The sequence below is a fragment of the Micromonospora sp. D93 genome, assembly GCF_018070365.1.
In the GTDB taxonomy this organism is placed as follows: Bacteria; Actinomycetota; Actinomycetes; order Mycobacteriales; family Micromonosporaceae; genus Micromonospora; species Micromonospora ureilytica.
Genome location: NZ_JAGPXW010000001.1, coordinates 105,123 through 127,585 on the forward strand (window position 1 = coordinate 105,123; position 22,463 = coordinate 127,585).

Sequence of the window (22,463 nt, forward strand, 5' to 3'; positions counted from 1 at the left end):
GCCATGTCGATCGGGAGCGCAGGTGCTGGTACTGCTCATCCTCCACCTCGTGGCGGCCCTCGCCGCGCCCCTGCTCGTCCGCTGGTGGGGTCCGCGCGCGTGCTACCCATTGGCGCTCGCGCCGGCCGCCGCGTTCTGCTGGGCGGTGGCCCGCACCCCGGCCGTCGCGGACGGCGGGGCGGTGGTCGAGACGTACCCGTGGATCCGGCAGTTGGGCCTCGACATCGCGTTCCGGCTCACCACGCTGTCCTGGCTGATGACGCTGCTGATCGGCGGCGTCGGCGCGCTGGTGCTGGTCTACAGCGCCCGCTACTTCAGCGCCGGCTCCAGCGGTCTGGCGCAGTTCGCCGCGGTCCTGGTCGCCTTCGCCGGCGCGATGCTCGTCCTGGTCTTCGCCGACGACCTGCTGCTTCTCTACGTCGGCTGGGAGCTGACCACGATCTTCTCGTACCTGCTGATCGGGCACAGCACCGAACGGCGGTCCAGCCGTTGGGCGGCGGCGCAGGCGTTGACAGTCACCACGCTGGGCGGCCTCGCCATGCTTGTCGGCTTCATCATGCTGGGCGAGCACACCGGCACCTACCGCTGGTCGGAGATCAGCGCGCGGCCGCTGCCCGGCGGCGGGTACCTGGTGGGTGCCGTCCTGCTGATCCTGGCCGGCGCGTTGTCCAAGTCGGCGGTGCTGCCGTTCAGCTCGTGGCTGCCGGTCGCGATGGCGGCGCCCACACCGGTCAGCGCCTACCTGCACGCCGCCGCCATGGTCAAGGCCGGCGTCTACCTGGTGGGGCTGCTTGCGCCGGCACTCGCCACGGTCGGCCCGTGGCGGCCACTGGTGCAGGTCGCCGGCGTGGCGACCATGCTGCTCGGCGGTTGGGCCGCGCTGCGCCAGACCGACCTCAAGCTGCTGCTGGCGTACGGGACGGTCAGTCAGCTCGGCCTGCTGGTGGCGGTGACCGGCTCGGGCACCCCGGACGCCGCGCTGGCCGGCACCGCGATGCTGCTGGCGCACGCCCTGTTCAAGGCGGCGCTGTTCCTGGTCGTCGGCATCATCGATCACGAAGCCGGCACCCGTGACCTCCGCGAGCTGTCCGGGTTGCGGCACTGGTCCCGGACGCTGTTCGTGGTCGCCGTGCTGGCCGCGGCGTCGATGGCCGGGGTGCCGCCACTTGTCGGCTTCGTGGCCAAGGAGGCGGTGTTCGGGGCGTTCACCGACCAACCTGCGCTCCTCACCGGCCTGGTCGCCGGGACGGTGCTCACCGTCGCGTACAGCGCCCGCTTCCTCTGGGGCGCGTTCGCCGACCGGCCGGGCGTGGAGCCGGTCCCGCCGGGTTCGATCGCCGCGTCGCTACTGGTCCCGCCCGCGGTGCTCGCCGGTGCCGGTCTGCTCGCCGGTCCGGCCGCGAGCGTGCTCGACGACCTGCTGCGGCCGTACGCCGATCTGCTCGGCGGGGTCGACGCGCACCTGGCGCTCTGGGCCGGACCGACACCGGCGCTCGGCCTGTCCGTGCTGGCGCTCGTCGGCGGCGGCGTGCTCTTCGCCGTGCGTGGGCCGCTCGCCCCGGTGCTGGCCCGGCTCCGGTCACCGGTGGGGGGCAACCAGGGGTACGAGTGGGTCGTCGGCCGGTTCGACCGGCTGGCCATCGAGGTCACCGGCGCGACCCAGCGGGGCTCCCTGCCGCAGTATCTGGGCATCATCCTGGTCACCCTGGTGCTGGTGCCCGGTACGGCGATGCTCTCCGCCGCCCCCTGGCGGGCCCGGCTACCGCTCTGGGACAGCCCGCTGCAACCGGTGGTCGTGTTGGTGATCACGGTGGCGGCGGTGCTGGCGGTCGGCGCCCGTCGCCGGTTGACCGCGATGCTGCTGGTGGGCATGACCGGCTACGGCACGGCGATGCTGTTCGTGCTGCACGGAGCGCCCGACCTGGCGCTCACCCAGTTTCTGGTGGAGACCTCGACGATCGCGGTCTTCGTGCTGGTGCTGCGTCGCCTGCCCGAGCGGTTCTCGGCCCGCCCGCTGCGCCGTACCCGCTGGGTCCGTCGGGTGATCGGGGTGGCCGCGGGTGTGGTGGCCGCCGGGCTGGCCCTCACCGCCGTCGGCGCCCGCCGGGCACCGGACATCTCCGCCGCCTTCCCGGATCTGGCGGTGGCGCACGGGTACGGCCGCAACGTAGTCAACGTGACCCTTGTCGACATCCGGGCCTGGGACACGATGGGCGAGCTGGCGGTGCTGGTGGTGGCCGCGACCGGGGTGGCCAGCCTGATCTTCGAACGCTCCCGCACCGGCCCACGGCCGCGCCGGCCCGAGTCGGACCAGCGGGTGGGTGGACGCGGCCGGCCGGTGTGGCTGCGCGGTGGCCCCACCCTCTACGAGGAGCGCCGCTCGATCGTGTTGGAGGTCGTCACCCGGCTGATCTTCCACACCGTTGTGCTGTTCTCACTGTTCCTACTCTTCTCCGGGCACAACGCGCCGGGCGGCGGGTTCGCCGGTGGGTTGGTGGCGGGTCTCGCCCTGGTGGTCCGCTATCTGGCCGGCGGCCGGTACGAGCTGACCGAGGCGGCCCCGATCGGCGCCGGCGCGATCCTCGGCGCCGGGCTGGCCATGTCGGTGGGCAGTGGCGTGGTGGCACTACTGGTCGGTGGGTCGGTGCTGGAGAGCGCCAAGGTCGACCGGCCGCTGCCACTGATCGGCGAGACCCACCTGGTCACGTCGCTCTTCTTCGACATCGGCGTGTACCTGGTCGTGATCGGGTTGGTGCTGGACATCCTGCGCAGCCTCGGCGCCGAGGTGGACCGGCACATCGAGGCCACCGGAGCGGTTACCGGCGGTCTGACCGTCGACAAGGGAGACCGGGCATGACGGCGAGCGCCGCGGGGCCGACGTTGGTGCTGGTGCTGGCCGTCGCGGTGCTGGTCGGGTGCGGGGTGATCCTGTTGTTGGAGCGCAGCCTGACCCGGATCCTGCTCGGGGTGGTCATGCTCGGCAACGGGGTGAACCTGTTGATCCTGTTGGGCGGGCGGGCGGGCGAGGCGCCGATCGTCGGCACCGCGCCGGTGCAGCGGATGAGTGACCCGCTGCCGCAGGCGATGGTGTTGACCTCCATCGTGATCACCTTCGGGTTCACCGCGTTCCTGCTCGCCGTGGCGTACCGGAGCTGGTATCTCTCCGGCGACGACGAGGCGCCCGACGACCTGGAGGACCGGCAGATCGTCCGCCGGGCCAGGCGCAACGAGGTGGGCGCGGTCGACCTCGGTGGGGAGGGCCCGAACGGTGACCCGGAACAGGTCGATCCCGAGCCGGCCCGCCGACGGCTACGACGCGGGGATGACGCGTGATGAGCAATTTGGTGCCGCTGCCGGTGGTGGTGCCGCTGCTCGGTGCGGCGCTGACCCTGCTGCTGGCCGGGAAGCCCCGACTCCAGCGCGCGATCAGCGTGCTGTGTCTGAGTGGCACGCTCACGGTGTCGGTGCTGCTGCTGGTGCAGGCGTACCGGCACGGGCCGGTGGTGGTGGCGGTCGGTGCGTGGCCGGCGCCGGTCGGCATCGTCCTGGTGGCCGATCAGCTCGCCGCGCTGATGCTCGTGGTGTCCTCGGCGGTGACCCTCTGCGTGCTGCTGTACTCGATCGGCCAGGGTCGCAGCGACACGAGCGAGAGCTCGCCGGTGTCGATCTTCCACCCGACGTACCTGGTGCTCACCGCAGGTGTCACCAACGCGTTCCTGGCCGGTGACCTGTTCAACCTCTTCGTCGGGTTCGAGATCCTGCTGGCCGCCAGCTTCGTGCTGATCACCCTGGGTGGCACCGAGACCCGGATCCGGACCGGATCGACGTACGTGGTGGTCAGCATCCTCTCCTCGATGATCTTCCTGACGTCGGTGGGTCTGGTGTACGCGGCCACCGGCACGCTCAACCTCGCCCAGCTCGCCCAGCGCCTCGACGACCTGCCTGACGGCGTCCGACTGGCCCTGGAGCTGATGTTGCTGCTGGGCTTCGCGATCAAGGCGGCGGTCTTCCCCCTGTCGGCCTGGCTGCCGGACAGCTACCCCACCGCGCCGGCCCCGGTCACTGCCGTCTTCGCGGGACTGCTCACCAAGGTGGGTGTCTACGCGATCATCCGCACCGAGACGTTGCTGTTTCCCGGTGGGCGCGCCCACGTGCTGCTCATGATCGTCGCCGGGTTGACCATGGTGATCGGCATCCTCGGCGCGGTGGCCCAATCCGATCTGAAGCGACTCTTCTCGTTCACACTGGTCAGTCACATCGGCTACATGATCTTCGGGGTGGCGTTGAGCACCGCCGCCGGGCTCTCCGGCGCGATCTTCTACGTGGTGCACCACATCACCATCCAGACCACGCTGTTCCTCGTCGCCGGGCTCGTCGAGGAGCGCGCCGGGAGCACGGACCTGCGTCGCATCGGCGGGCTGGCCCGGGTGGCACCGCTGCTCGGGGTGCTCTTCTTCGTCCCGGCCATGAATCTCGCCGGAGTGCCACCGTTCTCCGGCTTCCTCGGCAAACTCGGCCTGCTCCAGGCCGGGGTGGCGGCCGGCGGGCCGCTGCCCGGGGTGCTGGTCGCGGCCGGCACGCTGACCAGCCTGCTCACCCTGTACGTGGCGTCCCGGGTGTGGAACATCGCCTTCTGGCGTGCGCCCCGGCTGGCCACCAGCGAACCGGTCGTCCAGTTGCCGAGGCTGATGGTGGGCGCCACAGTGGCCCTGGTCGCCATCGGGCTGGCGTTGACAGTGCTGGCCGGTCCGCTCTTCGACGTCACCGCCGACGCTGCCGAGGACCTGCGGCTGCGCACCCCGTACGTCCGTGCCGTGCTACCGGGCGGTGTGCCGTGACCGGCTCCCCGGAACCGGCTCCCGACACCCCCGAGCCCGCAGTGATGGGGCGGGGCCGGCTCGGGCGCTGGCGGGACCAGGCGGTGGCGCTCGGGTGGCTGGTGCTGGTCTGGAACCTGCTCTGGGGCGACATCAACTGGGCCAACCTGATCGGTGGCCTGCTGGTGGGTGCGGCCGTGCTGATGTTCTACCCGCTGCCGGCGGTCAGCTTCGGTGGCCGGATACGGCCGTGGGCGCTGCTGGTGTTCGCGGGCCGGTTCGCCGTCGAGCTGGTCAGCGCGAGCCTGCACATCGCCCGGATCGCCGTGCAGCCCGGCTACCGACCGCGCGGGGCGATCATCGCGGTCCGGTTGCGGGTGCCCACCGACCTGAACCTGGCGCTCACCGCCGAGGCGGTCTCGTTGGTGCCGGGCACGCTGATCCTCGAGGTGGACCGGGACTCCGGAACGCTCTACCTGCACTTCCTGGACACCCACGGCCCGGGGGACCTCGACGTGGCCCGGGACCGCACGCTCGCCGTCGAGCGGCGCATCATCCGCGCGGTCGGCTCCACCAGCGAACTGCGCCGCCTCGACGTCGCCTCACCCGAGAAGGGAACCCGCCCATGACCACGTTCCTGGCTGTCGTCCTCACCGCACTGCTGTCGGTCACCGCGCTCCTCGCGCTGGCCCGCCTCTACCGGGGCCCGTCGCTGGTGGACCGGGTGATCGCCGCGGACATGCTGCTCGCCACGATGGTCGGCGCGGTGGGCGCCGAGGCGGCGGTCAACCGACACGCCACCACGCTGCCCGTGCTCGTGGTGCTCTCCCTGCTCGGCTTCGTGGGCTCGGTGTCGCTGGTCCGCTTCGCCGTCCGGGAGCAGCAGTGATCGCGACGATCGCGGACTGGCTCGGCGCCGGTTGTCTGGTGGCCGGCGCGCTGCTCGCCCTGGCCGCCGGGATCGGCGTCCTGCGTTTCCCGGACGCGCTGTCCCGGATGCACGCGGCCACGAAGCCGCAGGTGCTCGGGGTGCTCCTGTTGCTGCTGGGCATCGCGTTGCGGCTGCGGTCCCCGGCCGACCTCGGCATGATCCTGCTGGTGGCGGTCTTCCAGTTGGCGACCGCGCCGGTGGCGGCGCAGATGATCGGGCGGGCCGCGTACCGGTCGGGGCGGCTCGACCGGAGTCTGCTCGACGCCGATGAGCTGGCCGAACGCGGACCAGACGGCGGGCCGGCGGGCCCGGCGTGACGCCCAACGGCACCCGCTGAACCGGACGATCCGCTCCTTCGGCCCACCCCCAGCGGAGTCCCAGCCAGCGCCGATAAAATAGGGGGATGATCGACTCTTCTGCCCAGGAGGGCAGCAGTAGCCAGCCGGGTCGTGCCCGGCATATCCCCGTACCGACGACCCCGGGAGCCCTGAGCGACCCGTGTTGATCGTCGTTGGTCTCCTTCTGATAATTCTTCTCACTGCCGCCACCGGTTACTTCGTGGCACAGGAGTTCGGCTACGTCGCCGTGGACCGGGGCAAGCTGCGCCAGCTCGCCGATGACGGCGATCAGGCCGCCGCCCGGGCCCTGACCGTCACCAGCCGGCTCTCCTTCATGCTCTCCGGCGCCCAACTCGGCATCACCGTCACCGCGCTGCTGGTCGGCTACGTCGCCGAGCCGTACCTGGGCGGCGGCCTCGCCGACCTGCTCGGCGTCGCCGGCGTCAGCGAGGCGGTCAGCCTGCCCCTGTCGGTGGCGTTGGCCCTGGTCATCGCCACCATCGTGCAGATGGTCCTCGGTGAGCTGGCCCCGAAGAACCTGGCCATCGCACGGGCCGTGCAACTGGCCCGGGCGCTGAGCCGATCCACCCTGATCTACCTGGCCGTCGCCGGGCCCCTGATCCGGCTCTTCGACCGGGCATCGGTCCGTCTGCTGCGCCGAATCGGTATCGAACCGATCGAGGAGTTGCCCAGCGGCGCCACCCCGGCGGACCTGGAACAGATCATCGCCGAGTCCCGCGAGGAGGGCAGCCTCGACGCCGAGATGTCCACGCTGCTCGACCGAGGTCTGGACTTCCGCGAGCTGACCGCCGGCGAGGCCATGGTGCCCCGCGTCGACGTGCACACCGTACGGGCGCACGAACCGGTCAGCCGGGTGGTCGAACTGCTGGACACCGGCCACTCCCGCTTCCCCGTCCGCGGTGCGGAGGGCGTCGACGACCTGCTCGGCATCGTCGGCATCGCCGACGTGCTCGGCGTACCCCCGGGGGAGCGGGCCACCACCCCGGTGAGCGCGGTGGCCGGGCCGCCGCTGCTCGTGCCGGAGACGTTGCCCCTGCCCACGGTGCTCGACCGCCTGCGGTCGGGGCACCGGCAGATGGCGTGCGTGGTCGACGAGTACGGAGGCTTCGCCGGCGTCATCACGCTGGAGGACATCGCCGAGGAGCTGGTCGGCCCGATCCGCGACGAGGACGACCCACCGGAGCGGGCACCGGCCCGGCAGGACGACGGGTCCTGGGTGGTGCCGGCCCGCTGGCGGATCGACGAGGTCGCCGACAGCACCGGTATCGCCCTGCCCGAGGCCCCCGAGTACGACACCCTGTCCGGTTTGGTGATGCGGGAGCTGGGCCGGGTGCCGGAGGTCGGTGACCGGCTGGAGATCAGCCTGCAACCCGAGGGAGCGGACGGCGAGGACAACGAGATGGAACCCCGGGCGCTTGTCGAGGTGCTGGCCGTGGACCGGCACGTGGCCGACTCGGTGCGGTTGCAGCTGACCAAACCCGAGGTGACCGCATGAGCGCGAGAAGTGAGCCCGCGAGCCCCGCAGTCGCGAATGAAGGAAAGCACCGATGAGCCCCGGGATCGCGCTGTTCAGTTCGGTGATCCTGCTGGCGCTGAACGGGTTCTTCGTGGCCGCCGAATTCGCCCTGGTGGCCAGCAAGCGCTACCGCCTGGAGCAGGCGGCGGCGAACGGTGGTCGGGCGGCACGCGCCGCGCTGGATGGCGTCCGCGAGCTGTCGCTGATGCTGGCCGGCGCGCAGCTCGGCATCACGCTGTGCACCCTGGGTCTCGGCGCGCTGGCCGAGCCGGCGATCGAGCACCTGCTCAGCCCCCTGCTGCACGCGGTGGGCCTACCGGACGCGGCCAGTCACCTGATCGCCCTGGTCTTCGCCCTCGGGGTGGTGACCTTCCTGCACCTGGTGGTGGGGGAGATGGCGCCGAAGTCGTGGGCGATCACCGACGCGGAGCGCTCGGCGACGCTGCTCGCGTTGCCGTTCCGCGCCTTCGCCCGGGTTTCCCGGCCGGTGCTCTCCGCGCTGAACGCCCTGGCCAACGCGATCCTGCGGCTGTTCGGCGTCAACCAGCAGGACCAACTCGCCCAGGTGCACGGGCCGGACGAGCTGCGGATCCTGCTGGAGCAGTCCCGTGAGCACGGCCTGCTCGGCGCCGAGCAGCACCAGCTGCTGACCAGCATGCTGGAGTTGCAGGGCACGTCGGTGGCGCAGGTGATGGAACCGTTCGCCACCATGGTCACCGTCCGCCGGGACGACTCGGCCGGGCGGATCGAGGACGTCAGCCGGGACAGTGGCCGCTCCCGGCTCGCGGTGCTCGACGAGGCGGGCGACGTGTGCGGCCTCGTGCACGTCCGGGAGGCGGTACGGGTGGTCACCACCGGCCGGGTCGCCACCGCCGGGGAGCTGATGACGCCCGCGTTCACCCTGCCCGCGACGTCCTCGGTCACCGAGGCGGTGGCGGCGATGCGGGCCCGGCAGTCACAGCTCGCGTTGGTGCGCAACGGCGGCGGCCCGGCCCGTCCGATCGGCTTCGTGGCCCTGGAGGACCTCCTGGAGGAGGTCATCGGGGAGTTCGACGACGAGACCGACACGGTCCCGCGCGGGCGGCGTTTGCGATGAAATTGACCGGAGGGGTGGTCACTCTTCGCGGACGTCGGGGTGACCTCGCGCTGGGTCCGCGAGAGTTGGGGTGACCTCGCGCTGGGTCCGCGAGAGCTGCGGTGACCTCGCGCCGGATCCGCGAGAGCTGGGGTGATCTTGCGCCGGATCCGCGACAGTTGAGGTGGCCTCGCGACGGCGAGGCCACCCAGCCTGGCGGGAGGGCGCGGTGCGGCTGACGGGAGTGTCCCCGGAGTCCGGTCGGACCGGGCTCTCCGTGCAGACCACGCTCCCCAACCCGAGTACCCGGCCGGGCCTGCGCCTACCCGGGCGGGTGACCCTCGCGGCCGGCCCGGACGACGTGCTGGTGCGACACATCCGGCTCGGCCTCGTCACCACTGTCGAGCCGGATGACCCGGCCGCGGCCCGCCGTCTCATGCAGTTCCACCAGCTCCCGATCGCCGGCCGGTTCGTCGTACCGGCCGGTCGGCGGCGGGCTGTCGACTTCGCGTTCCCGCTGCCGTGGGAGACCCCGGTGACCACTTTCGGCGGGGTGCCACTGCTGAGTCTGCGGATGGGCCTGCGGACCGAGGTGTCGCTCGACCCCGACCTTGACCAGGGGGCCATGGTGCCGGTCTTCGTGCACCCGATCCCCACCCAGCAGCACGTGCTGGCGGCGCTGGACACTCTGGGCTTCATGATCCGCCAGTCCGGGTTGCAGGAGGGCGGGTTGCCGGGGGTGGAGCACACCCTGCCGTTGCACCAGCGTTGGGGCTACTGGGTGGGGCCGCTCTACGCCGGCCCGATCACCGAACTGGAGGTGATCTTCGTGACCAACTCGGCGGGCCTTGAGGTGATCCTCTGGATGGATCGCCGGCTGGCGCTGGCCGGCATCACGCACCAGAGCATCAGCCGGTTCCGGATCTGGCACGAGGACGCCGACCGGCGGGACTGGGTCGCCACAGTGGACGGCTGGATCCGCCAGGCGATCAACCGGCACGCCGCTGCGGCCGCGCACGCCGACTGGTCCGCGCAGATCGCGGGGTCCGCCCACACCAGCCGCCACCCCGATGAGCCGATCCGACCTGGCTACGGCCTCGGCGGCACCGCCGGCGGCGCGGGCGTGGGAGGCGGCGGCTCCGGCGGCGACGGCACCTGACCAGCCCCGCCTGCCCTACCCGGGGCCCAGCCCAGCGATCTTGCACTTTCTGCGGAGACAAATATGGTCAAAGCACGCGTCCCGGCCACCGAAAGTGCAAGATCGCGGCGACGCCAGGCCCGCGGCCGGGCCGGGGGTTAGCCGGCGCTGGCGGTGGCCAGCTTCAGGCTGAAGGCCAGGAAGAGGGCGGCTATCACGGTGGTGCCGCCGGCCGCCAGGCGACGGCGTTGGCGGAACTGGGCGGCCAGGAAGGTGCCCGCGAAGATCAACGCGGTCAGGTAGAGCGCGCTGGTCACCTGCGCGATCAGCCCGAGCAGCAGGAACGACAGTGCCGGCCAGGCGTAGCCGGGGTCGACGAACTGGATGAAGAACGAGATGAAGAACAGGATCGCCTTCGGGTTCAACAGGCTGATCACCAGCGCCTTGCGGAACGGGCTGCGCATCGCCGCCGGCTCCGCGGCGTCGATGAGCCGCGGCGTGCTCGGGTCGTTGCGGTCGCGCCAGCGCCGCGCGGCGCCGAGCAGCATGGTCACCCCGACATAGCCGAGGTACGCGGCACCGGCGTACTTGATCACCATGAACAGCGGCGGGTACGCCTTGAGCAACGACGCCACCCCGGCGGCGGAGAGGAACATCAGCACCCCGTCGCCGACGAACACTCCGGCGGCGGCGCGGTAGCCGACCGCGACGCCCCGTTTGGCCGCGGTGGAGAGCACGAAGAGCGAGTTCGGCCCGGGCAGCAGGATGATGGCCACGGTGCCCAGCACGTACGTCCAGATGTCGGTGATCCCCAGCACGCCCGCCATCATCACGCCACCGGTGCCGTCCGCAGAAGTCTTTCTCGCAGCCTGGCCTGTGCGTTCGGCCACTCGTCGACGGTCATCGCGTACTGCACGGTGTCCCGCCAGGAGCCGTCCGGGCGTTGCCTGTGCATCCGCAGCACCCCCTCCCGGGTCGCGCCGAGCCGTTCGATGGCCGCCTGGGAGCGGACGTTGCGGATGTCGGTGTGCCAGGCGACCCGTACCGCGCCCAGGTCGTCGAAGGCCCGGCTGAGCAGGAGCAGCTTCGCCTCGGTGTTGATCCCGGTACGCCACCAGGGCCGGCCGAGGAAGGTGTGCCCGATCGCCACCGCCCGGCGTTCCGGGTCGATGTCGTAGTAGGAGGTGGTGCCCACCACCGCCCCGGTCGCCGCGCACCGCTGCACCCAGGCCACCCGCTCGCCCCGGTGTTGGGCGGCCAGGGCGGTGCCGATCACCTCGGCGGTTTCGGCGGGGGCGGTGGGTGCCGCGACGCTGAGGTGCCGCCACACCTCCTCGTCCGCTGTGGTGGTGTGCAACTCGTCGGTGTGCGCCAATTCCAGCGGCTCCAACCGAACGTGCTCGCCGTGCAGCGGCACGGGGTCGTGCCAGGGCGTGCGGGGCGTCCGCAGGTACGCCGGCAGCGGCGCGGTGACCCCGGCGTCCGGCTCGGGTGGCCCGGCGGTGAGGCGCAGCGGTAGCACGCCGGCCCAGTGCGGCAGGTGCAGGTCGTCCTCGTCCTCGCGGACCCCGCCGGCGCGGGCCCGGACGGACACCTCCCGCAGTGGCAACGCCAGTACGGCGGTCTCGGCCAGCTCGCGTCGGCTGGGCGGACGGGCGGCGGTGCTGCGTCCGGCGCCGACCTTCTCGACAAGCGCGGTGAGCATGGCGAGCTTCTCCCGCTCGTCGGTGACCAGTCGGGCGGTGCCGTGGGCGACGACCGAGCGGTAGTTGGCGCTGTGGTGGAACTGGGAGCGCGCGTAGACCAGCCCGTCGAGCACTGTCACCGCGACGCAGACCGGCAGCCCGTCGTCGCCCCGGGCGGCGAGCAGGGGCCGGCTGCCGGTGGACCCGTGCAGGTACAGGGTGTCGCCGATGCGGACGTGCAGGGTGGGCAGCACCCGTGGCTGGCCGTCGACGACGAAGCTGAGTGCGCAGTCGTACGCCTCGTCGAGCACGGCGTGGGCGGCGGCCCGGTCGTAGCTCATCTTGTCGCGGGAACGGTGGGGTGTGGTCCGGGCGGTGGGTGGATACATGCGCGCCCCTTTGTTCTAGTACAATCTCTTATTTGTGTCAGCACACTATCAGCTCACCGGTACGACAGCCGTCGAGATTTCGGCCAGCATCGAGTCGGGCATTCGTGCCGGAGCCCTGCCGCCGGGCGCCGCCCTGCCGCCCGTGCGGGCACTCGCCGCAGATTTGGGGGTCAGCCCCGCCACCGTCGCCCGCGCCTACCAGGAGCTACGCCAGCGCGGCCTGCTTGCCACCGCCGGTCGGCACGGCACCCGGGTACGCCAGCGCCCGCCGGTGGCCGCCCGCCGCTCCGCGCTGCGCCCCGCACCGTTGCCCGGCGCCCGAGACCTGTCCCGGGGTGAACCCGACCCCCGGCTGCTTCCCCCGCTGGGCCCGCACCTGGCGGCGCTCGCCGCCGACGGCGGCCCGTCGGTCGGCTACTCCGATGCCGGAGTGCTGCCCGAACTGGCCGAGGCGGCCCGCGCCCGGCTGCGCGCCGACGGCGTACCGGCCGGGGAGTTGACCCTCACCGGCGGGGCGCTGGACGGCATCGAGCGGCTGCTCGGCGCCCACCTGCGCCCCGGCGACGCGGTGGCAGTCGAGGACCCGGGCTGGGCCAACCTGCTCGACCTGGTCGCCGCGCTCGGTTTGCGCCCGATCGGCGTGCCGCTGGACGACGAGGGGCCGTTGGTCGCCGGGGTGGCCGCCGCGCTGGCCGCCGGAGCGCGGGCGCTCATCGTCACCAGCCGGGCGCAGAACCCGACCGGCGCCGCCGTCTCCGCAGCCCGCGCCGAGGCGCTGCGGACGCTGCTCGCCGGCCGCCGGGACCTGCTGTTGATCGAGGACGACCACGCCGCCGAGCTGGCCCGCGTACCCCTGCACCCGCTCGCCGGTGCGACAGCGAGTTGGGCCTTCGTCCGCTCGGTGAGCAAGCCCTTCGGCCCGGACCTGCGGATGGCGGTGCTGGTCGGCGACGAGACGACGGTGGCCCGGGTGAGTGGCCGTACCCGGGTCGGCGCCGGCTGGGTCTCCACGGTGCTGCAACGCCTGGTGCTCGGCCTGTGGCGGGACCCGGCGGTCACCGAGTTGGTGCGGCGCGCGGCGCTGAGCTACGAGCAGCGGCGCGAAGGGCTGCTCGCCGCGTTGGCGGGGCACGGCCTGACCGCACACGGTCGCAGCGGCATCAACGTCTGGCTGCCGGTCGCGGACGAGACCAGCACGGTGACCGCCCTCCGCGACGCCGGCTGGGCGGTGGCACCCGGCGCTCTCTACCGGATCGCCGCCCCGCCCGCCCTGCGCATCACCGTCAGCTCCCTGGACACCACCGACCTGGCCCCCCTGGCCGCCGCCCTGGCCCAAGCCGAAAACCCACCCCCCACCCAGGGCTTCCCCACCTAACCCGTCCCGTCGCAGGGGTTTGCGGCGGGGGAGACGGGTATGCGGGCGCCCGGAGGTGTGGGGGTATGGCTTCTGGTGGGGCTCGTAAGGGGATTTGGATCGCCATCGCGGTGGCGATCATCATCATCGTCATCGTGCTGATCGCGATCGCGTCTGGCGGGGACGGGGGCGGCAACGGGTACTGACGCGAGGCGGCCGTGCGTCGGGGCGTACCCGGCGACGAGCATCGAACGGGTATATAACAGTCGGCATGGCCGAGCAGACCGGGAGTGCTCCGGGCGCCCAGCGGTTCATCCCGCCCGACGCCGACACCATCGACGACCTGCGCACCGCCGCCGGTGGCTGCCGGGGTTGTGAGCTGTACCGGGACGCCTCGCAGACGGTCTTCGGCCGGGGCGACGAGAGCGCCCGCGTGGTGCTGGTCGGCGAGCAGCCCGGCGACATGGAGGACCAGAAGGGGCTGCCCTTCGTCGGCCCGGCCGGACGCCTGCTGCGCCGCGCGGTCGACGACGCCGGGCTGGACCCGGGTCACCTCTACCTGACAAATGCCGTCAAGCACTTCCGTTTTGAGCTGCGCGGCAAGCGGCGGATCCACCAGACCCCGGACCAGGCGCACATCACCGCCTGCCGGCCCTGGCTGGTCGCCGAGTTCGCCCGGTTGCGCCCCGAGATCGTGGTGGTGCTCGGCGCGACCGCCGCCAAGGCGCTGCTCGGCCCGTCCTTCCGGGTCACCCGTCAGCGGGGCGAGCTACTGCCCTGGCCGGAGTCGGCCCAACACCCCGCGGACTTCCAGCAGGTGCCGGTGGACAACGCCGGGAAGCGGGCCGACGCGCCGCAGGCTCGGCTGCTGGCCACCATCCACCCGTCCGCCGTCCTGCGGGCCGACGACCAGGACAAGGCGTACGAGGGCCTGGTCGCCGACCTCACCGTCGTGACCCGCGCCCTGCCGGGCTAGCCGCCGACCGCAACCGCCCCGATCCGAGCCGACGGAAATTGCCGCCCGGATCGCGCGGCGAGGCGATACCCGCCGGAAACGGCGATGCGTGAACCGCGTAACAGATCCTCTGCAGACTCATGCGAGTCGATCTTGTAGGGGAGGCCGTTATGAGCGATCAGACGCAGTCGATGGTCAGCCGGCGTGGGTTCCTGCGTACGGTCGGAATCAGCGGTGGTGCCGGAGCGATGCTCGCCACCATGGGCGCCATGGGGCTGGCCCCCAGCGCTGCGGCGTCGGTCACCCCGGCATTCCGGCCGCCGGAGCGGTCCGACTTCACTCTCACCGGGCGTCCGGGCGCCAGCGTGGTTGTTCTCGGCGGCGGCATCGCCGGGCTCACCGCGGCGTACGAGCTGGGCAAGGCGGGCTACCACTGCACCATCCTCGAGGCGCGGCACCGCGTCGGTGGGCGGAACCTGACCATTCGGGGCGGCGACGTCGAGACGGATCTCGACGGGCGCACCCAGCGGGCGGGCTTCTCCGACGGGGTCTACTTCAACGCCGGGCCGGGGCGCATCGCACAATGGATGGTCACGATGGACTACTGCCGGGAGCTCGGCGTACCCATCGAGGTCTTCACCAACCAGAACGCCGACGCCCTGATCTACAACGAGTCCGCCGGGATGACCGGTCCGGTCCGCTACCGCACCGCCAAGGCCGACGTGTACGGCTACGTCTCGGAACTGCTCGCGAAGGCCACCGACCAGGGCGCGCTGGACGCCCGGCTCACCACCGAGGACCGCGACCGTCTGCTGTCGTTCCTGCAGAGCTTCGGCGCGATCGGCGGACGGACCAACGACTGGGCGTACTCCGGGACCAACCGTCGGGGCTACTCCGCCTATCCCGGCGCGGGAAACGACGTGGGAAGCCTGCTCGGGGCGCCGCCGGCACTCTCCGACGTCTTCGCCAGCAACGTCGGCAGGTACTTCTCCTTCGAATTCGGCTACGACCAGGCCATGCTGATGTTCCAGCCAGTCGGCGGGATGGACCAGATCCCCCGCGCCCTCGCCCGGGCGGTGGGCCCGCATCGGATCCGGCTCAACGCCGAGGTGACGGGGGTGACCGACCGTGGCAGCCGGGTCGAGGTGACCTATCGGCAGGGTGGCCGGCAGTCGCAGGTCACCGCCGACTACTGCGTGGCCGCGCTGCCGCCGCACCTGATGGCTCGCGTGCCGCACAACCTCGGCACACCGGTGACCGCGGCCCTGGCCGACTTCCCGGTCACCGCCTCCGGAAAGATCGGCCTGGAGTACCGCAGCCGCTGGTGGGAGACCGATCAGCGGATCTACGGCGGCATCACCGAGACAGACCTGGACCTGTCGCACATCTGGTACCCCTCCTACGGTTTCCACGGGAAGCGCGGCCTGGTCGTCGGCTACTACAACACCGGAGCGAACGCCAGGGCGTACAGCGGTCTCACGCCGGAGCAGCGCAGCGAGCGCGCGATCAGCCAGGGTGTGAAGATCCACGGTGAGAAGTACCGCAGTGAGCTGGTCACCTCGTACTCCCACGCCTGGGACCGGACCCGCTACGTCGAGGGCGCCTGGACGTCACCCCGGTACGGCACGGCCGGCTACAACCTGTTGCTCCAGCCGGCCGGGCGGGTCTACTTCGCCGGGGACTGGCTCAGCCACGAGGTGGCCTGGCAGCACGGCGCGTTCGTGGCCGCACGTTCGGCGGTCTCCGCGCTGCACCAGCGGGTGATGACCGGCTGACCGACCTAGCCGTGCGCCGTCCAGATCTTGGACACTTTCCGTTCGCGCGTAACGGAAAGTGTCCAAGATTGACAGTGCTCACCCTGACCCGGATCCGCGGACTGGCAACTCTGCTCGCGGGCAGGCAGGCGGGCGGGCGGTGGGCGCCGGCGTGGGTGCGCGAGGATGAGGCACCCCCGGATGTGAGGAGCGCCGATGGCGACCGACCTGACCGCGCCGCGTACCGCCGTCGCCCCCGATGTCACGTCGATCCAGCGGCGTACCCTGCGGCTGCTCTTCACCACCCAGATCATCGGTGGGACCGGCGTGACCATCGGCATCGCCGTGGGTGCGCTGCTCGCGGCCCGGATCGCCGGGACCGCGGTGGCCGGTGTCGCGCAGAGCGCCGGGGTGGTCGGTGCCGCGCTGCTCGCCGTCCCGGTCACCCGGATCATGGCGCGGCACGGTCGCCGGCCGGGCCTGGTGCTGGCGTACGCGGTCGGCGCCGTCGGCGGCGTGCTCGTGGTGCTGGCCGCGGCGACGCGCTGGGTGCCGCTGCTCTTCCTCGGCATGCTGCTCTTCGGCGGGGGCACCGCCGCGAACCTGCAGGCCCGCTACACGGCTGTGGATCTCGCCGAGCCGGCCCGCCGGGGGCGGCAGCTCTCCCTGATCGTCTGGGCGACCACCATCGGCGCGGTGGCCGCGCCGAACTTCGCCGCGCTGGCCGACCGGGTCACCACCGGCTGGGGGCTGCCCCCGCTGGCCGGCCCGTTCGCGTTCAGCGCGGCCGCGTTCGTGTTGGCTGCCGTCGTACTCCTCGGGTTGCTCCGGCCCGACCCGCTGCTCACCGCGCGGCGGCTCGCGGCGGCCGAGGCGACAGCTGCCGATCTGCCGCCGGCCGCCGACGCGACGGCGACCGCCGTGGCGGCCGAGGCGCCGGCGGCAGGTGGCGGTGCGACGCCGGCGGCCGCGCCGGTCGGGGTGCGCGCGCCGCGCGGCGCCGGGATGCGTGCGGCCTGGTCGGTGGTACGCGGACAGCCCGCCGCCCGACTCGGCATCGCCGCCGTGGCGGTGGGTCACCTGGTGATGGTGGCGGTGATGGCGATGACGCCGGTCCGACTCGGTGAGTCGCACGCCGACGCCGACGTGTTGCGGCTGGTCGGCATCGTGCTGAGCCTGCACATCGCCGGCATGTACGCGTTCTCCCCGGTGGTGGGTTGGCTCACCGACCGGCTCGGTCGACGGGCGGTGATCCTCGGTGGGGCCGGGCTGCTGCTGGCCGCCTGCGCGGTCGCCGGCACCGCCGGGCACCACACGCCTCGGCTCTCGATCGGTCTGGTCCTGCTCGGCCTGGGCTGGTCGGGGACGATGGTGGCCGGCTCGACCCTGCTGTCCGAGTCGGTGGCGGCCGAGGTGCGGCCGAGCGTCCAGGGGCTGTCCGACCTGATCATGGGACTGGCCGGGGCCGGGGCTGCCGTGGTCAGCGGGTTTGTCATGCAGTTCGCCGGTTATCCCGTGCTCACCCTGCTCGCGGCGGTCGCGGCGGTGCCCCTGGTGGCGCTAGCGTTGCGCCCGGTGCCGACCGGGGCACCGGACGAGGAGGGCTGATCACTGTGCGGCTGACCGACTTCTGGACGCGGTTGGACGAGGCGTTCGGGCCCGGCTACGCGGCCAGCATCGCCCGCGATCAGGTGCTGTCCCAGCTCGGCGGACGGACCATCGAGCAGGCCCTGGCATCGGGGGAGCAGACGCACGTGGTGTGGCGGGCGGTCTGTGCCGCGTACCCCGACCGCGTGCCCGCTCGACTACGCTGAGCAGCCTTTTCGTCGGTTCCGCGTGTCGCTTGCCGAGTCGTACACCTGTTCGGCTACTGTCCACAGCGGGGTGCTCGTCCACAGCTCGCGGCCCGTCGGCTGGTTTTCTGTCGGACCTAGCGCCTAGCGTGTCCGCGTGACGCGAAGCTCAGCAAAGACGCCGGCGAAGGCAGGGGTGGCAAACATGGCAGCAGGGCCTGACCGGGAGAAGGCACTCGACCTTGCTCTCGCTCAGATTGACAAGCAATTCGGCAAGGGCTCGGTGATGCGGCTGGGTGACCGGCCGGTCGTCCAGACCGCAATCATTCCGACCGGCTCCATCGCGCTCGACGTTGCCCTCGGCATTGGCGGCCTGCCCCGTGGTCGGGTGGTCGAGATCTACGGCCCCGAGTCCAGCGGTAAGACCACTGTGGCACTGCACTCGGTGGCCAGTGCCCAGCGGCTCGGCGGCATCGCCGCCTTCATCGACGCCGAGCACGCGCTCGACCCGGAGTACGCGAAGGCCCTCGGCGTCGACACCGACGCGATGCTGGTCTCGCAGCCGGACACCGGCGAGCAGGCGCTGGAGATCGCGGACATGCTGATCCGCTCCGGCGCGATCGACATCATCGTGATCGACTCGGTGGCGGCCCTGGTGCCGCGCGCCGAGATCGAGGGCGAGATGGGCGACAGTCACGTGGGCCTCCAGGCCCGGCTGATGAGTCAGGCGCTCCGGAAGATCACCGGTGTGCTCAGCAACACCGGCACCACGGCGATCTTCATCAACCAGCTGCGGGAAAAGATCGGCGTCATGTTCGGCAGCCCGGAGACCACCACCGGTGGTCGGGCGCTGAAGTTCTACGCCTCGGTCCGGCTCGACGTGCGACGCATCGAGAGTCTCAAGGACGGCACCGACGTGGTCGGTAACCGCACCCGGGTCAAGGTCGTGAAGAACAAGGTCGCCGCGCCGTTCAAGCAGGCCGAGTTCGACATCATGTACGGCAAGGGCATCTCGCGTGAGGGCTCGCTGATCGACGTCGGCGTGGAGCAGGCGATCATCCGCAAGTCCGGAGCGTGGTACACGTACGACGGTGACCAGCTCGGCCAGGGCAAGGAGAAGGCCCGGGAGTTCCTGAAGGAAAACCCGGACGTGGCCGCCGAGATCGAGAAGAAGATCCTGGAGAAGCTCGGCGTCGGGGTCGGCGCGGGTGACGCCGCCGGTGGCCCGGAGCTGCCGCCTGTCGACTTCTGACCGGTCGCTGACCCATGGCAGGACGACGCGCTCGTACGGGGCGGGGCTGGGATGCCAGTCCGCCTCGTACGAGCGATGCCACCGATCCGCCCCGCCCCCGGCGAGGCCGCCAGGCCGAGCCACAGGCGGACAAGCCGGCATCCCCTCCTCGGGATGAGTCCGAGGTGGCCCGCGAGATCTGTCTGCGCCAGCTCGCCGTCCGGCCCCGCACCCGGGCCGAGTTGGCCGGGGCGTTGGCCAAGCGGGGCATCTCCGAGGAGGTCTCGGCCGAGGTCCTCGACCGGTACGACGAGGTCGGCATCATCGATGACGCCGCGTTCGCCCGGGCCTGGGTGTCCAGCCGGCACGCCGGGCGCGGCCTCGCTCGCCGGGCGCTCGCCAACGAGCTGCGCCGCAAGGGTGTGGACGGCGAGGTGGCCACCGAGGCGCTGGGCGAGCTGGACGAGGAGACCGAGGCGGACACCGCCCGTGGCCTCGTGGAACGCAAGCTGCGCACCGCCCGAGGTGAGCCGGATGCGGTCTTCCGCCGGCTGGTCGGCATGCTGGCCCGCAAGGGTTACCCGCCTGGCGTCGCGATCCGGGCGGTGAAGGACGCGCTCGCCGCGCAGAGCGCCGAGGCGGCAGAGTTCGCCGAGCAGATCGACGCCGACGCGCTCGCCGATGCCGAGGGCGAGTTGGAGCGCGACAACCGTCTGACCGACTGAGCGGCGCGATGGGTATGTCGACTCGACGCTGAGGGCCGCCCGTCGGGGTGAGCATTGGCGCCCGCCGAGCGCCCGGCGCCAAGATCGTGCTCGGTGCCGGAAGTCAACACCGGCGTTGCCTCGCCGATCATGGAGTTGTGGTGGGCAACCAAACGCCCGTAAAGCACCAATCCGGGCGCCACAACTCCATGATCCTCGACCGCGCGCCGCCCCTGCTCCGCGATCTTGCACTTTCTGTCCCGACATAAGGGGCATTCCGCCCATATCGACAGCCGAAACTGCAAGATCGGTGCGATCTTCTCGCCGGGCTGCAGCCCTCACGCAACGGTGTTGACTCTCAGGATCGAGCGCGATCTTGAAGTGACGAGCCCGACGAGAGGGCTGGGCGCGAGCGGGGGGTCGCTGGTGTCACAAAGTCGGCTCTTACGCGGGGCGCCGCAGTCTCTGAACAGGCACGACATCCGTATCGAGGCCGTCGGCTCGCCGTGTTTGTCCTTCCGTGTCCGACACGACATCAGCTTTGAGTGACGCCGCAACTTCGCTCCGTTCGGGGGGTTTGATCATGAGTCCTTGACCGGAGCACCCCCGGCGACCTAGCCTCGCCATACAGGCTCACATTGCCCGACCAGCGCAGGCTAAGCGCACAACATAGATCGCGTAACAGAACAGCATCACTTTGGCCGACTCCGCGGCCTTTGGCGGCAGTTCCGGACAGGCCGGTCCGGAACGCTGCGACAACTGCACCCGGTCGCCGACGCTGCCCACGGGCACCGCCGGCGGAGAAAGCTACCCACGGCCAGCCGCTCCGGTCGGGCGTCCACAGCCGCAGGAGTGTGCCCCCGGCACGGTCGCTGCGGTCTCGACGTTAGGGGAGGCGGCCATGGCGGGGCGGCGGCACAGGTTCATCGGTAGACCCGACGGGGTCCCGGCATGAACGCGTTCGACGTCGTGCTCCTCGCGGCCGTCCTCGTCCTCGCGGTGGTGGTGATCGGGGCCGTGCTGGTCGGCATCCGGACCATGCGCCGGATGGGCGCAGCGCCGGCTCCGGAGGATCCCGCCTTCATCGCCGAGAAGGACCGCCAGGAGCAGTCCCTCGCTGCTTTGCGGACCGCGGCCGACGAGGCGAACAGCACGATCGACGTGGCGAAGTCCGCGGCCGCCGCGGCCCGTACCGAGGCGGCGGCGGCGAAGGCCGAGGCGAAGGCGGCCCGCGCCGAGGCGCGTCGGGTCCTCGACGACGCCCGGGCCGAGGCGGACACCGTTCTGGAGCGCGCCCACAAGCAGGCCGAGGCGGACGCCGAGCAGTTGCGGACGGCGGCCCGGCGCAGCGGCGAGCGGGAGGTCGCGGTGCTCGCCGCCACCACCCGGGAGCAGGCCGCCGAGGTGGAACGTCGAGCAGCTCGGATGGACGAGCGGGAGCGGATGCACACCGAGGAGGTGGAGCGGTTCGCCGAGCGGGAGCGGCAGCTCACCGCCGCGAAGGCCGCCCTCGCTGCTCGGGAGGCCGCGCTCGCCCAGCGGGAGGCCGAGCTGACCGAGTCGGAGGAGCTGCGCCGTCGGGAGCTGGAGCGGATCGCCGGGCTCACCGCCGACTCCGCCCGACTGGAGCTGGTCGACGCCATCGAGACGCAGGCCAAGCGGGAAGCGGCCCTGCTCGTGCGGGACATCGAGTCCGACGCGCGCAACACGGCCGAGCAGCGCGCCCGACACATCGTGGTGGACGCGATCCAGCGGGTCGCCAGCGAGCAGACCGCGGAGAGCGTGGTCAGCGTCCTGCACCTGCCCGGTGACGAGATGAAGGGGCGGATCATCGGCCGGGAGGGGCGCAACATCCGCGCCTTCGAGTCGGTGACCGGCGTCAACCTGATCATCGACGACACCCCCGAGGCGGTGCTGCTCTCCTGCTTCGACCCGGTCCGTCGCGAGGTGGGCCGGGTGACCCTGGAGAAGCTGGTCCTGGACGGGCGCATCCACCCGCACCGGATCGAGGAGGTCTACGACCTGGCCCGGCAGGAGGTGGAGCAGCTCTGCCTCCGCGCCGCCGAGGACGCCCTGGTCGAGGTCGGCATCACCGAGATCCACCCGGAGCTGGTGACCCTGCTCGGTCGGCTGCGCTACCGCACCTCGTACGGGCAGAACGTGCTCAAGCACCTGGTCGAGACCGCTCACATCGCCGGCATCATGGCCGCCGAGCTGCGGTTGGACGTGCCCATCATCAAACGGTCGGCGTTCCTGCACGACATCGGCAAGGCGCTCACCCACGAGGTGGAGGGCAGCCACGCCATCATCGGCGCGGACCTGGCCCGCAAGTACGGCGAGCACGAGGACGTGGTGCACGCCATCGAGGCGCACCACAACGAGGTACCCCCGCAGACCATCGAGGCCGTCCTCACCCAGGCCTCCGACGCCTGCTCCGGTGGTCGGCCGGGCGCGCGTCGGGAGAGCCTTGAGGCGTACGTCAAGCGGCTGGAGCGGATCGAGGAGATCGCGGCCGGCAAGATCGGCGTGGACAAGGTCTTCGCGATGCAGGCCGGCCGGGAGATCCGGGTGATGGTCAAGCCGGACGACGTGGACGACATCGGGGCGGCCGTGCTGGCCCGCGACGTGGCCAAGCAGATCGAGGAGGAGCTGACCTACCCGGGTCAGATCCGGGTCACAGTGGTCCGCGAGTCCCGGGTCACCGAGATCGCCCGCTGAGTCGGACCGGCGGCGCTCGCCGCGCAGACACTGGCAGATGACCG

19 protein-coding genes are annotated in these 22,463 nt (G+C 71.8%); 17 read left to right on the forward strand and 2 right to left on the reverse strand.

The annotated features are described in order from the left end of the window. Nucleotides 1–22 precede the first annotated feature (22 nt). The 9 genes from KBX71_RS00450 (at nucleotide 23) to KBX71_RS00490 (ending at nucleotide 9,857) form a co-directional block, all read left to right on the forward strand. Nucleotides 23–2,857, forward strand: a complete 2,835-nt coding sequence (locus KBX71_RS00450; protein WP_210815860.1) for a Na+/H+ antiporter subunit A — start codon at nucleotides 23–25, stop codon at nucleotides 2,855–2,857. Further along, the gene (locus KBX71_RS00455; protein WP_210815862.1) at nucleotides 2,854–3,333 is read left to right on the forward strand and encodes a Na(+)/H(+) antiporter subunit C; all 480 of its coding nucleotides are present in this window, start codon (nucleotides 2,854–2,856) and stop codon (nucleotides 3,331–3,333) included. Before KBX71_RS00450 ends, KBX71_RS00455 begins: the two co-directional genes overlap by 4 nt. Next, a complete protein-coding gene (locus KBX71_RS00460) occupies nucleotides 3,333–4,838 on the forward strand; it encodes a Na+/H+ antiporter subunit D (RefSeq protein WP_210815864.1) in 1,506 nt (501 codons plus the stop codon). Before KBX71_RS00455 ends, KBX71_RS00460 begins: the two co-directional genes overlap by 1 nt. Further along, a complete protein-coding gene (locus KBX71_RS00465) occupies nucleotides 4,835–5,446 on the forward strand; it encodes a Na+/H+ antiporter subunit E (RefSeq protein WP_307846898.1) in 612 nt (203 codons plus the stop codon). Before KBX71_RS00460 ends, KBX71_RS00465 begins: the two co-directional genes overlap by 4 nt. Further along, nucleotides 5,443–5,706 carry a monovalent cation/H+ antiporter complex subunit F gene (locus tag KBX71_RS00470; protein WP_030489433.1) on the forward strand — a complete coding sequence of 88 codons (264 nt, stop codon included), beginning with the start codon at nucleotides 5,443–5,445 and terminating at the stop codon, nucleotides 5,704–5,706. The genes KBX71_RS00465 and KBX71_RS00470 overlap by 4 nt, the downstream gene beginning before the upstream one ends. Then, complete coding sequence (gene mnhG, locus KBX71_RS00475) at nucleotides 5,706–6,065, forward strand: monovalent cation/H(+) antiporter subunit G (protein WP_210816239.1); 360 nt, start codon at nucleotides 5,706–5,708, stop codon at nucleotides 6,063–6,065. The genes KBX71_RS00470 and mnhG overlap by 1 nt, the downstream gene beginning before the upstream one ends. Nucleotides 6,066–6,246: 181 nt before the next feature. Beyond that, nucleotides 6,247–7,602: a hemolysin family protein gene (locus KBX71_RS00480; RefSeq protein WP_210815866.1), complete on the forward strand. Its 1,356-nt coding sequence runs from the start codon at nucleotides 6,247–6,249 to the stop codon at nucleotides 7,600–7,602. Between the two features lie 52 nt (nucleotides 7,603–7,654). After that, entirely contained in the window at nucleotides 7,655–8,719 is a 1,065-nt protein-coding gene (locus tag KBX71_RS00485; RefSeq protein WP_210815868.1) for a hemolysin family protein, read from the forward strand. Nucleotides 8,720–8,927: 208 nt separating this feature from the next. Continuing rightward, on the forward strand, nucleotides 8,928–9,857 hold the full coding sequence (locus KBX71_RS00490) for a sporulation protein (RefSeq protein WP_210815870.1): 930 nt from the start codon (nucleotides 8,928–8,930) through the stop codon (nucleotides 9,855–9,857). Between the two features lie 137 nt (nucleotides 9,858–9,994). Here the strand turns inward: KBX71_RS00490 and leuE are convergent, their stop codons facing one another. Further along, on the reverse strand, nucleotides 9,995–10,666 hold the full coding sequence (gene leuE / locus KBX71_RS00495) for a leucine efflux protein LeuE (RefSeq protein ID WP_210815872.1): 672 nt from the start codon (nucleotides 10,664–10,666) through the stop codon (nucleotides 9,995–9,997). Then, nucleotides 10,666–11,910, reverse strand: coding sequence for a bifunctional pyridoxamine 5'-phosphate oxidase family protein/GNAT family N-acetyltransferase (locus KBX71_RS00500; RefSeq protein ID WP_210815875.1), 1,245 nt, complete (start codon nucleotides 11,908–11,910; stop codon nucleotides 10,666–10,668). The genes leuE and KBX71_RS00500 overlap by 1 nt, the downstream gene beginning before the upstream one ends. Nucleotides 11,911–11,944: 34 nt before the next feature. Between KBX71_RS00500 and KBX71_RS00505 the strand changes: the two genes are divergently transcribed. From KBX71_RS00505 to rny, 8 genes are all read left to right on the forward strand, one after another. Further along, nucleotides 11,945–13,285, forward strand: coding sequence for an aminotransferase class I/II-fold pyridoxal phosphate-dependent enzyme (locus KBX71_RS00505; RefSeq protein ID WP_210815877.1), 1,341 nt, complete (start codon nucleotides 11,945–11,947; stop codon nucleotides 13,283–13,285). A gap of 250 nt (nucleotides 13,286–13,535) precedes the next feature. Further along, nucleotides 13,536–14,240 (forward strand): UdgX family uracil-DNA binding protein, encoded by a 705-nt coding sequence (locus tag KBX71_RS00510; RefSeq protein WP_210815879.1) that lies wholly within the window; start codon nucleotides 13,536–13,538, stop codon nucleotides 14,238–14,240. Between the two features lie 149 nt (nucleotides 14,241–14,389). Next, a complete protein-coding gene (locus KBX71_RS00515; RefSeq protein ID WP_210815882.1) occupies nucleotides 14,390–15,994 on the forward strand; it encodes a flavin monoamine oxidase family protein in 1,605 nt (534 codons plus the stop codon). A 195-nt stretch (nucleotides 15,995–16,189) separates the two neighbouring features. Continuing rightward, complete coding sequence (locus KBX71_RS00520; RefSeq protein ID WP_210815884.1) at nucleotides 16,190–17,581, forward strand: MFS transporter; 1,392 nt, start codon at nucleotides 16,190–16,192, stop codon at nucleotides 17,579–17,581. Between the two features lie 5 nt (nucleotides 17,582–17,586). Further along, entirely contained in the window at nucleotides 17,587–17,787 is a 201-nt protein-coding gene (locus KBX71_RS00525; protein WP_030489422.1) for a DUF3046 domain-containing protein, read from the forward strand. Between the two features lie 184 nt (nucleotides 17,788–17,971). Continuing rightward, complete coding sequence (gene recA, locus KBX71_RS00530; protein WP_053656326.1) at nucleotides 17,972–19,018, forward strand: recombinase RecA; 1,047 nt, start codon at nucleotides 17,972–17,974, stop codon at nucleotides 19,016–19,018. A gap of 14 nt (nucleotides 19,019–19,032) precedes the next feature. Then, on the forward strand, nucleotides 19,033–19,722 hold the full coding sequence (locus KBX71_RS00535) for a regulatory protein RecX (RefSeq protein ID WP_210815888.1): 690 nt from the start codon (nucleotides 19,033–19,035) through the stop codon (nucleotides 19,720–19,722). A 930-nt stretch (nucleotides 19,723–20,652) separates the two neighbouring features. Next, the gene (gene rny / locus KBX71_RS00540) at nucleotides 20,653–22,419 is read left to right on the forward strand and encodes a ribonuclease Y (protein WP_210815890.1); all 1,767 of its coding nucleotides are present in this window, start codon (nucleotides 20,653–20,655) and stop codon (nucleotides 22,417–22,419) included. Nucleotides 22,420–22,463: the final 44 nt, after the last annotated feature.